Origin of the sequence: Rhizobium sp. RSm-3, from assembly GCF_001854685.1 — a bacterium.
GTDB lineage: Bacteria > Pseudomonadota > Alphaproteobacteria > Rhizobiales > Rhizobiaceae > Rhizobium > Rhizobium ecuadorense.
On sequence record NZ_MAWZ01000008.1, the window covers coordinates 39,986 to 52,484 of the forward strand.

Consider the following 12,499-nt stretch of genomic DNA (forward strand, 5'->3'; position numbering starts at 1 on the left):
TTCGTGCCGGCTTCAGAGGCCGCTATTATCGGCCGCCGACTTCAGCGCGTCCTCAGGCGTGGACTGGCCGAGCAGCGATTCCTGGATCGCCTGCTGCAGCGCGGTCGAAAGCTCCTGATATTTCGGCGTCGTCGGGCGCGGATACATGGCGGCGAGGCCGACCTTGGCTGCGGAGATCAGCTCTTCCTGGCCCTTGGTAACGGCCGGGTCCGCGTAGGAGGAGGCCCAGATCGGCAGGCTGAGCTTGGCATAGGTATTCTGCGTCGCCTGTGAGGTCATGAAGGTGATGTATTTCCAGGCCTCGTCAGGATGTTTACTGGCGGAGGTGATGCCGAGGCCCATCGAGCCGTTGACGGCCGAAGCCTCGCTCTTGCCGGCGACACCCGGCGCCGGCACGACGCCGACCTTGCCCGCGACCTTGCTGTCCTTCGGGTCGTTGGCCATGTTGTACATGTAGGTCCAGTTGAGCGCGAAGGCGGCATCGCCGTTTTCGAAGACTTTGCGGACGTCCTCTTCCAGGAACTCCTTGGAGTTCGGATTGGTCAGGCCGGAGGAATAGCTGGAGACCATGTATTTCAGAGCGTCGAGACCGCCGCCGCTCTGGAAGGCCGGCTTGCCATCCTTGAGGAAATCGCCGCCATAGGCGCTGACGAGCGTGGTGTAGTCGCAGATCGCCGCTTCGGCCTGCGACCAGCTCCAGGCGATCGGGGTGGCGAGCAGACCCTTGTCCTTGATCGTCTTTGCCTGCTCGGTCAGTTCGTCCCAGGTCTTCGGCGGCGCGTTGATGCCGGCCTTTTCGAGGATTTCCTTGTTGTAGAACAGGTATTTGGTATCGAGGATCCACGGCATGCCGTAATATTTGCCGTCATACTGCACCGTGGTCCAGGCGCCCGGCAGCACGCCTTTCTTCATCTCCTCGGTGATACGGGAGGAGACGTCGACCAGCACCTTGTTGGTGGCATATTCGGCCGGCCAGATGACGTCGAAGAGGACGACGTCGTAACCGCCGCCGGAACCCTGCGCCAGCACGGTCTTGTCGTGCAGGCCCTCGTAGGGAACGAATTCGAGATTGACCTTGATCTCGGGGTTCGCCTTGGCGAAGGCATCGGTCATGGCGCGCACATCGGCCTCGCTGTAAGCGGCCTGCGCCATGAAAAGCGCGTTCAGCGTCGTCTCGGCGAAAGCGTGCGGTACAAGAGATGCGCCGATCAAAGCCGCACCCAGAAGCGTCTTGGTAAAGGATTTCAGCATTGCAGCCTCCAGTTTTTGACATTTACGCATTGCCGAGGGCGGCCCTCCGCCACCGGTGTTCGAGAAATCGTCTCGGAGCGTCGTCGGAGCCGTTGTCGGCATCCTGCGTTCCCTGGAACTCTCCGGTCCCTTATTAAGTCAATTGTCTTGACTTATTACTTCTTGAACATTCTACTGGAGTCAAGAGGCAATTGCACATGAATGACGTCAGGCCGATCCGGGCCAAGAGCGGCACCAACCACGAAGGCACCAGCGCGCACAACCGGCGTGTGATGATCGACGCCTTGAGGGTCAATGGTCAGCTTTCACGGGCCGATCTGGCGCGGGCGACGTGGCTGACCAAGCAGACGGTATCCAATATCATCGAGGAACTCGAGCGTGATGGGCTCGTCTGTTCGCAGGAGCCGGTGCGCAAGGGCAGGGGGCAGCCCTCGACGCCCTACCGGCTGGTGCCCGAAGGCGCCTTCGCGATCGGCCTGCAGATCGACCGGCATGTGACGCGGGCGGTTGCCGTCGATCTCATCGGCAGTGTTCTCGTGCGCGCAGAAGCCGGCCTTCCGCCAGGCGGCCCGTCGACGGGCACAAAGGTCATCCTCGATCTCGTCGCCGATGTGCGTTCCAGGCTGGCCGGCATCGTCCAGCAGTCGGAAAAGCGGCTGGTCGGCCTCGGTGCCGCCATGCCGGGACCCTTCGGGGTCGCCGGCAGCGGCGACGATCCGTGGATGATGGAAGCCTGGCAGAAGTTTCCGCTGCTGGACACACTGACCGCCGGCACCGGGCTCGATGTCGGCCTGCAGAACGATGCGGCGGCGGCGGCGACCGCCGAGCGCATGGTCGGAGCCGCCCATGGTCTCGACCATGCCGTCTGCCTCTTCGTCGGCTACGGCATCGGCGCCGGCCTCATTCTGAACGGTGAGCTCTACTGTGGCGCCAACGGTAATGCCGGCGAGATCGGCATGGCGCTGCTGTTTGCCGACGGCAAATCGACGCCGCTCGAACATCGCGCTTCACTCGCCTCGCTCTATCAGCATCTCTCGGCCGATCCCGCCGATCCCGGCCTGCATGCACGCATCAACGATCTTGCCTCAAGGGGTGATCAAAGCATCGAAACCTGGGTCGAAGCGGCGGCAGCAGACCTGCGCTGGAGCATCCATCTCATCGAAACGGTCTTCGATCCGGAGACCGTGATCCTCTGCGGCAGTGCGCCGGAAGCGCTGGTGAACAGGTTGATAGCGGCCATCGGCCCGTTGCTGCCCTCAATCGCTGAACGACCCGGCCGAATGCTGCCGCGCCTGCAGCCCGGCATGGCCGATCCCTGGTCGGTGGCGATCGGCGCCGCCGCCGGACCGATCAGCCGTGCATTCGATCCCCGCTTTGCCGCAATTTTAAAGGATTTCCTCTAATCCCAGGGCTGAAACCAGGCGTTGCACAGCAGTGCAAGGGCAAAGAGATAGCCGAATTTGCAAGTTTTCATGCGCGAGTATTCGCCAATAGCGATGCTGCATCGCAATATAGGCAAATATTGAAAACCCTTGAAAATCCTGATTATTCGCATACAAATAAGATTGTTCGGCAGTGCGCTGGGGAGGCTGGCGGGGCTTCTCTAAATATAGCCTCGGCTGCGGCAAATAACATCCGAATGAAGGTTTTGTGACGGCACGATTTCGATCGTTTCATGTCATGTAATATTCATTGGCCGCGGCAATATGGACCAGCTAATAGGGCGTGCGCCGAAAGTGCGCGTCCCTTTTACGTTCGAGGTTCTCATGCAATCCAAGCTTCTCGGCGCCGTTGGCGCCCTTCTCGCTACAGCGTTTCTTGCCGGTCCCGCTGCCGCCGCCGATAAGACCAAGATTGACTTCTGGTTCGGCAATTCCGGCGACATCGCAAAGCGTGTCCAGGAACAGTGCGATCGGTTCAACCAGTCGCAGGCCGATTACGAAGTCGTCTGCACCAGCCAGGGCAGCTACGACGCTTCCCTGCAGAACACGATCGCAGCCTTCCGCGCCGGCAAGCAGCCGACCATCGCTCAGGTCTCCGACGCCGGCACGCTCGACATCATGCTTTCCGGCGCCTACTACCCGGCCAACCAGCTGATGACCGACATGGGCTACACCGTCGACTGGAAGGATTATTTCTCCGGCATCGCAAACTATTATGCGACATCGAAGGGCGAGATGTATTCCTTCCCCTTCAACTCCTCGACCGCGCTGCTCTACTGGAACAAGGATGCCTTCGCCAAGATCGGCAAGGACCATGCTCCGGCCACCTGGCAGGAAGCCGGCGAAGATTTCAAGGCTCTGAAGGATGCAGGTTATGCCTGCCCGCTCGCCTTCGACATCTCCAGCAACGAAGTCTGGCAGTACATCGAGCAGTTCGAAGCCGTCAACGGCGAGGCGATCGCGACGAAGAAGAACGGCTTTGAAGGCCTCGACGCCGAGCTGACCTACAACAAGAACCCGCTGCTCGTCAGCTACATCAAGGACCTCAAGTCCTGGTACGACAACAAACTGGCCTTCATCAAGAACAAGGCCGTCGGCCAGACCTTCGTCGAAGCCTTCGCCGCCGGCGATTGCCAGGTCATCCTGACCTCGGTCGGCGACCACGGCAATATCGGCCGCACCGCCAAGCAGGGCATGAACTGGGGCGTTGCGATGCTCCCGACCTATGGCAATGCAACCCGCCACAGCTCCTATGTCGGCGGCGCGTCGCTCTGGGTTCTGAAAGGCCACACCGACGCCGAATACAAGGCTGCCGCTGCCTTCTTCAACTTCATCGCCAAGCCGGAAGAAGCCCTCACCTGGTCGACCGTGACCGGCTACATCCCGGTTCGCAACTCCGGCTTCGAGTACCTGAAGAAGCAGGGCTTCTACGACAAGGCACCGTACGCCGGCCGCGAACTCGCCATCCAGAGCCTGACCACATCGCCCGCCGACGACACGGCGCCGCACGGCATCCGCCTCGGCGGCCTGCTGCAGGTCCGCACCGAGCTCGCCAACGGCCTGCAGGCGATTTTCGTCAACAATGCCGACGTCCAGGCTTCGCTCGACGGCGCTGCCGAACGCGGCAACCAGCTGCTGCGCCGCTTCCAGCAGACCTACAAGAACGTTCAGCTCCCCTGATCGGCTGATATGAGCCGCACCCGGCCGCCTTGCGCGCGCGCCGGGTGCGTCTTTGTAAGCTCTCTTAATCAGTCGCGGATGCGAACTGCCGCCGCGCCTAACTATGGCGAAAACGACCACTCATGGAAAAGCGCGTCACTTTCTCCTCGACGACGATCGGACTGCTCTTCGCCTTTCCGATGCTGCTGCTGATCTTCGTCTTCTTCTACTGGCCGAGTGCGCAGGCGCTCTATTGGGCCTTCACGCTCGAGCAGCCATGGGGCGGCGGCAATGCCTGGGTCGGTTTCGACAATTTCAAGCAGTTGCTCAGCGATCCGATCTATTGGGAGTCGATCACCCGCAGCATGATCTTCGGCTTCAGCTCGACCGCCATCGCCATGGGGATGGCGCTCATCCTGGCGCTTTTGACGGATCGTGAACTGCGCGGCCACAAAATCTACCGTTCGGTCTTCATCTGGCCTTACGCGATTGCCGCGCCCGCTCTCGGACTCGCCTTCCGCTTCATCCTGGCGCCGGAGGCCGGCCTTCTCTCCGTCATCAACCATGTCTGGCCGGGTCTGTGGAATCCGGCGCTCGACGGCAAGGATGCGATGATCGCCGTCATCATTGCTTTTTCCTGGAAATATATCGGCTATAATTTCATCTTCTTCCTTTCGGCTCTCCAGGGCATTCCGCGTTCGCTGATCGAGGCCGCGGCCATGGACGGCTCCGGGCCGCTGCGCCGCATGTGGGATCTCCAGTTGCCGCTGCTGACGCCGACCTTGTTTTTCCTGCTCGTCATCAACATCACCGAAAGCTTCCAGGATTCTTTCGGCATCGTCGACGTCATGACGCAGGGCGGACCGGCGCGGGCGACCGAACTCATGGTCTACAAGATCTATTTCGACGGCTTCAGGGGGCTCGATTATTCGGGCGCCGCCGCCCAGTCGATCATCCTGATGGCGCTCGTCGTCCTGCTCACCATCTTCCAGTTCCGCTTCATCGAGCGGCGCGTGCACTACAAGTGAGGTCGCGGACATGATCGAACGCACGCCGATATTCAACTTTATCTGCTACACCATTCTCGCGCTCGGCATGGTGATCGCGCTTCTGCCTTTCGTCATCGTCATCATCGCATCGACGCTCGATCTGGAGACGGTCAACCGCGTGCCGCTGCCGCTGACCCCGAGTTCGCATTTCTGGGAAAATGCACAGGCTGCCTGGACCCGCGCCGATCTCGGCAACAAGCTGATCCACAGCATCATCTTCGCCACAGCGGTCGGCGCCGGCAAGGTCATCCTTTCGGCCATGGCGGCCTTCTCGATCGTCTACTTTCGCTTCCGCGGCCGACATCTGATCTTCTGGATCATCTTCATCACGCTGATGCTGCCGCTGGAAGTGCGCATCGTGCCGACCTATTCGATTGCCGCCAACGCGCTGCAGCCTTTCCAGACGATCCTCGATATCACCGGAATCACTGCGCTGGTCGCCTGGGTGTCCGGCATCCAGATCAAGCTCGAATGGGGTCTGTTGAATTCCTATACCGGTCTCGTGGCGCCGCTCGTCGCCACCGCGACCGGTACCTTCCTTTACCGCCAGTTTTACCTGACCGTTCCCGACGAGCTTGCCGAGGCCTCGAAGATGGACGGGTCGGGTCCGGTCCGGTTTTTCTGGGACATTCTGGTGCCGCTGTCGCGGCCAAACATGATCGCGCTGTTCACCATCATGTTCGTCTGGGCCTGGAACCAGTATCTCTGGCCATTGCTGATCACCACCGATCCGAATTTCGGCATTGCGGTGACGCAGCTCAAGACCCTCATCCCGTCCGAATTTGGCCTGCCCGACTGGAACGTCGCCATGGCAAGTACACTTATCATCATGTCGCCGCCGCTGGTGCTCGTCATCCTGATGCAGCGCTGGTTCGTGCGTGGCCTTATCTCTACCGAGAAGTGAAGGAGCAGTCCTGTGGCACCGATCTCAATCCGTGATGTGAAAAAGAGCTACGGCAAGACTCCCGTCGTTCACGGCGTCGACCTGGAGATCCAGACCGGCGAATTTATCGTCATCCTCGGTCCGTCCGGCTGCGGCAAATCCACGCTGCTGCGCATGATCGCCGGCCTCGAGGAAATCAGCGGCGGCGAAATCGCCATCGACGGACGTGTCGTCAACCAACTGGAGCCGCGCGAGCGCGGCTGCGCCATGGTGTTCCAGAACTATGCGCTCTATCCGCACATGACGGTCGCCGAGAATATCGGTTATGCCTTGAAGGTGGCGAGGGTCGCGAAGGCGGAGCGTGAGCGCCGCGTCGCCGAGGTTGCCAAGGCGCTCAGCCTCGAACCCTTCCTCGACCGCCGGCCCGCCGCCCTTTCCGGCGGCCAGCGCCAGCGCGTCGCCATGGGCCGCGCGATGATCCGCGAACCGAAGGTGTTCCTCTTCGACGAGCCGCTGTCGAACCTCGACGCCAAGCTGCGCATCGCCATGCGCGCCGAAATCCGCCGCCTGCACCGCCGTCTCGGGGCCACCTCGATCTTCGTCACGCATGACCAGACCGAGGCGATGACGCTGGCCGACCGGCTGGTAGTGATGAACGGCGGCAGGGTGGAGCAGGTCGGCACGCCTGAGGAGGTCTATCATCATCCGGTGTCGCGTTTCGTCGCCGGCTTCGTCGGCACGCCGGCAATGAACCTGCTCGAAGGCACGATCAACGACGAGGGCGTCTTCGTCTACGACCAGAGCCGCAAGATCGCTTTGCCGCGCGAGCGCGCTGCGAGCCTGAAAGGCAAACGGGTCGTGCTCGGCATGCGCGCCGAAGCCGCCCGGCTGGTGGCGCCGGATGCGCCCGGCGCCCTGGTTGCAACGGCCGACTTCATCGAGGAACTCGGCGCGAGCCGTGTCGTTCATGCCGATTTCGACGGGCTGCCCTTCGCCGTGGCGCTGACCGAGGCCGTGACCGTGAAGTCGGGCGACCTGATCGGCATCGCGATCGATCACAATGCGATCCACCTTTATGCCGCCGATACCGGCCGGATCATCGAGAAGCCGGCCACGAGCGGGGCGGATGCGGTTCACGCCTGACGGGCGTTGGCATCAGCGATGGATCGGGTCGATCCAGGGCACATCTTCCGGCTTCTCCACAGGCTCGATATCGAGGTTGACGACAACAGGTTCCTGGCCTGAGCGGACGAGCACGCATTCCAGCGTCTCGTCGCGACTGGCATTGATCTCCTGATGCGGCACATAGGGCGGGACATAGATGAAATCGCCGGGGCCAGCCTCGGCGGTAAATTCCAGATGCTCGCCCCAGCGCATCCGGGCCTTGCCCTTGACCACATAGATGATGCTTTCGAGATCGCCGTGATGATGGGCGCCGGTCTTGGCGTTGGCATGGATCGTCACCGTGCCGGCCCAGATCTTCTCGGCGCCGGCGCGGGCATTGTTGATCGCGGCGGCGCGGTTCATGCCCGGCGTCTGCGCGGTGTTCGCATCGAGCGAATTGCCGGGAATGACCTTGACGCCATGTTCCCGCCAGTCGATATGCGAATGCTCGTGGTCGTCGCTCATGCGCTGCCTCCATCTTCGGTGTAAACAATCTAGGTAGGCGCCGCGCGGCGGCCAAGCGGATTTATCTTCAAGGAAAGCGTTTCACCCGATGAGCCACCTCCCGCAGATCGATTACGATACCGCATCGCAAGAGGTTCGGGCGGCACATGACGAGGAAGTCAGGCTGCGCGGGCGCATGACCAATATGAAGCGGACTCTCCTGCATTCGCCGGCCGCCCATCGCATCTACGCCGAATGGTTCACGTTGCGGGCCGAGCTCGATCCCGTCATCAGCGACCGGGAGATCTGGATCTTCTCGCATGCGATCTCGAAGGCGGCGAAATCGAAGATCGCCATCACCTTCTTTCGCCGGGCGCTGATCAATAACGGTTTCGATCCGGACGCGCTGGAGCTTTCTCAAACGGAAGCGCTGCTCGACGCCTTCGGCAGGGCTGTTGTCACCGATTCCAACGCTGTTCCCGTCGAGCTCTGGGCGAAGCTGAAACAGCGCTACGCGACCAAGGTGCTGGTCGATCTCGCCGCTTTTGCCGGCATCATGCTGGCCACCGCCGTCTTCAACAATGTCGTCGAGGTCGATTTTGACCCCGAGCTTGAAGCTTTTGCGGAAGGCGCAAACCCGATCTAGAGCCTTTCCTGGTTAGATTGAAGCATTCTGTTGGCTCAAACGGAGTCGGATGGTCGACCGGCCGGCGCGCGTCGTAGCCCAGCTCTACGGCCAAGCCGGCCGGTCGATCAGCCGGCCCGTTTCAGCCAACCCTCCCGCAGATTTGCCTGGCAAATCTGCAAGACTTGGGAATCGCCGGACGCACTGATCGCTTCGCCACGGCGAAGCGGTGCGGCCGGAGGGCCGGGCATCTCTAGCCAGGATCAGAGGCGATCGGCTCGGCCGTACCTGGGGTATGCCCGTCGCCAATCGCCTCTGCCCTGACGAAAACCTGCTCCGGCAGAATGCTTCAATCTAACCAGGAAAGGCTCTAGGCGTCGAGCGACGCGATCGCGGCCTTGACTGCGTCGGCGCCGGGTCTGGTCGGCCGGTATTCCAGGCCGACGGCGCCGTCGTAGCCGTTGGCGAAGATCCAGCCGAGGCGGTGGGAAAGGTCGATGCCGCCGGAGCCCGGTTCGTTGCGGCCGGGATGATCGGCGACATGGACATGGAAGATCCGGTCGAGACGGCCGTCGAGCACCTCTTCCGTGCGCTCGTCCATGACGGCGGAATGGTAGATGTCGTAGACGATGCCGATCTCGAGGCGGGCGACGTCATCGATGATGTCGAGGCCCTCGCGGGTCGAATCGAGGAAATAGCCGACATGATCGATGCGGATGTTGAGCGGCTCGACGCCGAGGCGCACACCGCTGCCTGCAAGAATGTCAGCACCGGCCTTCAGCGTTTCGGTGAGTGCCCGGCGCTGCTCTTCGCGGCTCACGCCCGGAAGATCGTTGCCGGCCTGGGCAATCAGCACCGGCGCGCCGAGACGCTTTGCCGCGGCGACGGATTGGGCCAAGCCTTTCAGCCAAGCCTGCCGGTTGCCGGCATCGGTCAGCGCGATCATCGGCTCGGCGACGAGACTGGTAACGGCAAGACCGGTTTCATCGAGTGCTGCCTCGATCGCGTCCAGATCCTTGTCGGTCCAGCGCCAGAATTCGATCGCCGTCAGGCCGCCTGCATGAGCGTGGCGGATGCGATCGGGAAAGCTGTCGCCCTCTTCGGCAAACAGCCACTCTATGCAGGCTGAATAACGTCGCATGAAAACTCCTCGCATATGTGGATGCAGGCTGCGACAGATCGGTGGCTGCCGCAAGAGGCGTCTCAGCGCTTGACGCCCGGTTTCATTGGCGGAACACTCGGCACATCAGGCCGGACCCGCCCGGCCGCTTGCGCGGAGGAAAATATGGATCTGGGACTGAAGGGAAAGACCGCCGTCATAACAGGCGCCTCTGTCGGCATTGGCTTGGCGATCGCCGAGGGGCTGGCGGCCGAGGGCTCCAATCTCGTGCTGGCTGCCCGCGGCGGCGAACGGCTCGAGGCGGAAGCCGCCCGGATCGCCGAGAAGTACGGCGTCGGCGCCGCCGCTATTGCCGCCGATGTGGCGACGGTTGCCGGAACCGAGGCGATCATTGCGGCGGCGGCCGAAAAAGGCGGTGCCGATATCCTCATCAACAATGCCGGTACCGGCTCGAACGAGACGGTGATGGAGGCGCCCGACGAGAAGTGGCAGAGCTATTGGGACCTGCATGTGATGGCCGCCGTGCGGCTGGCGCGCGGCATCGCTCCTCAGATGAAGAGGCGCGGCGGCGGTGTCATCCTGCACAATGCCTCGATCTGCGCCGTCCAGCCGCTCTGGTACGAGCCGATCTACAATGTCAGCAAGTCGGCGCTGATGATGTTTTCGAAGACGCTTTCGACCGAACTCATCCCGGACAATATCCGCGTCAACTGCGTCAATGCCGGCTTGATCCTGACGCCCGACTGGATCAAGACCGCCAAGCAGTTGACGGCCGAAACCGGCGGGAACTGGGAGGGCTATCTGCAGAGCGTCGCCAACGAGCACGCCGCCTCCAAACGGTTCGGGACGCCGGAAGAGCTGGCAAACGTCTTCGTCTTCCTGAGTTCGGAGCGCGCGAGCTATTGCATCGGTTCCACCTATTTCGTCGATGGCGGCATGCTGAAGACGATCTGAGCGAGGCTACAGCGCTCGGCGTTCCTTCCAAGGTCGCCGGGCAGCCTGTGGACGTTGCCGATATAAGCTATAAATAATAGCTATTTTGTTGTATGTTCACGTTTTTGACGCTATTTGCCTGCTATTGGCGGGATAAATACTGCGTTTTCTACAGGGCAACGACGATGCTGACGAAAAAGGGAAAATATGGGCTGAAGGCGCTGGTGGATCTGGCGCGGCTGGCGCCGGGTGAGACCGCCTTCATCAATGACATCGCCGCCCGCAACAATATCCCGAAGAAGTTTCTCGACACCATTCTGCTCGAACTGCGCAATGTCGGCATCCTGCGCTCGAAGAAGGGGCCGGGCGGCGGGTATTCCCTGTCGCGGCCGGCCTCCGAAATCCGCATCGGCCACGTCATCCGCACGCTCGATGGGCCGCTGGCGCCGATCCGCTGTGCCAGCCGTACGGCTTACGAGGCCTGCGACGACTGCGCCGATCCGGAAACCTGTCAGGTGCGGCGCTCGATGACCGATGTTCGTGACGCGATCGCCGCCATTCTCGACAATATGAGCCTCGAGCAATTCGTCGCCACCGGCGGCCGCATCGACGGCGCCAAGGAAGAATTGCCGATCTCCGCCGCCAGCTGAATTGAATGCATGTCGCCCGGAAGTGTGTAGCGGTTCCGGGATGACGACATGCATCAAAACGAAGAGCTAAAGCGCCTCGCATGAATCAAGTTTGATGCGACGCGCTTTAGGTGTCGCCGGGCTTCGACTGATATTCGCCTGCGGCACGCACCAGTTTCTCGCGTGGCAGCGATAACGCATGAATGCGGGCATTGCGCCAATGCCGGTCGAGATTGAGTCCGATGCCGGCCGATGTTTCCCCTGCCAGTTCGAACAGCGCGTTTGCGGTGTCGAGTGCCGTTTCCCCGGCAAGGATCGCGGCCGCCGAAGCGGAGAAATGTGCATCCGCCATCACCGCCTCTACGGGATTGACCTGGGCAATGTCGAGTTTGCGGCCAGCCCGCTCCAAGGCTGCCGCCGTCGCTTCGATGCGGATGGCGCGTTCGCCGATCCGGGCAAGGACCGTTGTGCCGCGATCGCCAATGACCGTCATCAGGTCGCTCCATGCGGCCCGGGCGATACCCAGGCTGACACTTGCCTTGAGCAGCAGGCCGAGCGAGGTGCCGGTCGACACGCCGGAGGAGGGGGCCGGCGCAATCGCATCGGCATTGACGTGAAGCATGCCGACGATCGCTGTCGCCGCGCCATTGGTGCGCTGGCCGAAGCCGTCCCAATCGTCGACCACCTGCAGGCCTCCGTCATTGCGTGCGAGGTAGAGCGTCACAAGACGGCTGGGTGGAGCGGTGGCGGCAGCGGCGATCCAGTCGGCAAATAGAATGCCGGGCGCTTGCCGCGTTCGCCCGCTCAGGCGGCAGCCCGGGCCCTCGGCCGCAAGCTGGGCCCCGTCGACGAAGGTAGCGCCGGCAAAGCGGTCACCGAGCAGCACACGGGCAAACAGCGATGCCTGCAGATCCTCAGTCGCCTGGCTGCGCAGCGTTTCAAGCACGCAAAAATGGTTTTCCAGCGCCTCGCCGATCGAGGCATCGCCCTCGGCAATGATTGCGACGATTTCAGCGAGCAGCGCGTTCGACACGTCGAGCCCTTGATGGTCGGGCGGAACAGCGATTGCCGTCAGTCCCGAAACCGACAGCGCGTCGAGTTCGGCAAAGGGCAGCACGCGATTGATATCGCGTTCGCTCGCCTGATGCCGGAAGGCGGCAGCGAGGCTGCGGGCGGTGGATATCGCCTCCTCTTCACTTTCGATGCGATGCGCAGGAGGCCTCACTTTATCCTGAAATTGCGATACCGTTCCCATCGGTCACTCTTTCCTACAGCGCTCTGCGTCTTTTCGGAGGGGTAA

General features: G+C 62.0%; 12 protein-coding genes. 8 read left to right on the forward strand and 4 right to left on the reverse strand.

Features of this window, described 5'->3' with window-relative positions:
• Positions 1-12 precede the first annotated feature (12 nt).
• Entirely contained in the window at positions 13-1,251 is a 1,239-nt protein-coding gene (locus tag BBJ66_RS10515; protein ID WP_071086869.1) for an extracellular solute-binding protein, read from the reverse strand.
• Between the two features lie 197 nt (positions 1,252-1,448).
• On the opposite strand from BBJ66_RS10515, the gene BBJ66_RS10520 reads away from it, so the two are divergent.
• From BBJ66_RS10520 to BBJ66_RS10540, 5 genes are all read left to right on the forward strand, one after another.
• The gene (locus BBJ66_RS10520) at positions 1,449-2,654 is read left to right on the forward strand and encodes an ROK family transcriptional regulator (RefSeq protein ID WP_049731500.1); all 1,206 of its coding nucleotides are present in this window, start codon (positions 1,449-1,451) and stop codon (positions 2,652-2,654) included.
• Positions 2,655-3,017: 363 nt separating this feature from the next.
• A complete protein-coding gene (locus tag BBJ66_RS10525; RefSeq protein WP_049731499.1) occupies positions 3,018-4,373 on the forward strand; it encodes an extracellular solute-binding protein in 1,356 nt (451 codons plus the stop codon).
• Between the two features lie 122 nt (positions 4,374-4,495).
• Positions 4,496-5,380, forward strand: coding sequence for a carbohydrate ABC transporter permease (locus BBJ66_RS10530; protein ID WP_012485023.1), 885 nt, complete (start codon positions 4,496-4,498; stop codon positions 5,378-5,380).
• Positions 5,381-5,390: 10 nt separating this feature from the next.
• Positions 5,391-6,305: an ABC transporter permease subunit gene (locus tag BBJ66_RS10535; protein WP_071086871.1), complete on the forward strand. Its 915-nt coding sequence runs from the start codon at positions 5,391-5,393 to the stop codon at positions 6,303-6,305.
• Between the two features lie 12 nt (positions 6,306-6,317).
• Positions 6,318-7,427, forward strand: coding sequence for a sn-glycerol-3-phosphate import ATP-binding protein UgpC (locus BBJ66_RS10540; RefSeq protein WP_049731497.1), 1,110 nt, complete (start codon positions 6,318-6,320; stop codon positions 7,425-7,427).
• Between the two features lie 12 nt (positions 7,428-7,439).
• On the opposite strand, the gene BBJ66_RS10545 is transcribed toward BBJ66_RS10540, so the two are convergent.
• Positions 7,440-7,913 carry a cupin domain-containing protein gene (locus tag BBJ66_RS10545; protein ID WP_049731496.1) on the reverse strand — a complete coding sequence of 158 codons (474 nt, stop codon included), beginning with the start codon at positions 7,911-7,913 and terminating at the stop codon, positions 7,440-7,442.
• 88 nt (positions 7,914-8,001) lie between these two features.
• Here BBJ66_RS10545 and BBJ66_RS10550 point away from each other — a divergent pair, with 88 nt between their 5' ends.
• Complete coding sequence (locus BBJ66_RS10550) at positions 8,002-8,538, forward strand: hypothetical protein (RefSeq protein ID WP_071086873.1); 537 nt, start codon at positions 8,002-8,004, stop codon at positions 8,536-8,538.
• A 349-nt stretch (positions 8,539-8,887) separates the two neighbouring features.
• Here the strand turns inward: BBJ66_RS10550 and BBJ66_RS10555 are convergent, their stop codons facing one another.
• Positions 8,888-9,658, reverse strand: coding sequence for a TIM barrel protein (locus BBJ66_RS10555; RefSeq protein WP_049731708.1), 771 nt, complete (start codon positions 9,656-9,658; stop codon positions 8,888-8,890).
• Between the two features lie 144 nt (positions 9,659-9,802).
• Between BBJ66_RS10555 and BBJ66_RS10560 the strand changes: the two genes are divergently transcribed.
• Positions 9,803-10,591, forward strand: a complete 789-nt coding sequence (locus tag BBJ66_RS10560; RefSeq protein ID WP_071086874.1) for an SDR family NAD(P)-dependent oxidoreductase — start codon at positions 9,803-9,805, stop codon at positions 10,589-10,591.
• 164 nt (positions 10,592-10,755) lie between these two features.
• Positions 10,756-11,220 carry an RrF2 family transcriptional regulator gene (locus BBJ66_RS10565; protein WP_049731706.1) on the forward strand — a complete coding sequence of 155 codons (465 nt, stop codon included), beginning with the start codon at positions 10,756-10,758 and terminating at the stop codon, positions 11,218-11,220.
• Positions 11,221-11,326: 106 nt separating this feature from the next.
• On the opposite strand, the gene BBJ66_RS10570 is transcribed toward BBJ66_RS10565, so the two are convergent.
• Positions 11,327-12,454 (reverse strand): monooxygenase, encoded by a 1,128-nt coding sequence (locus BBJ66_RS10570; RefSeq protein ID WP_049731705.1) that lies wholly within the window; start codon positions 12,452-12,454, stop codon positions 11,327-11,329.
• Between the last annotated feature and the right edge of the window lie 45 nt (positions 12,455-12,499).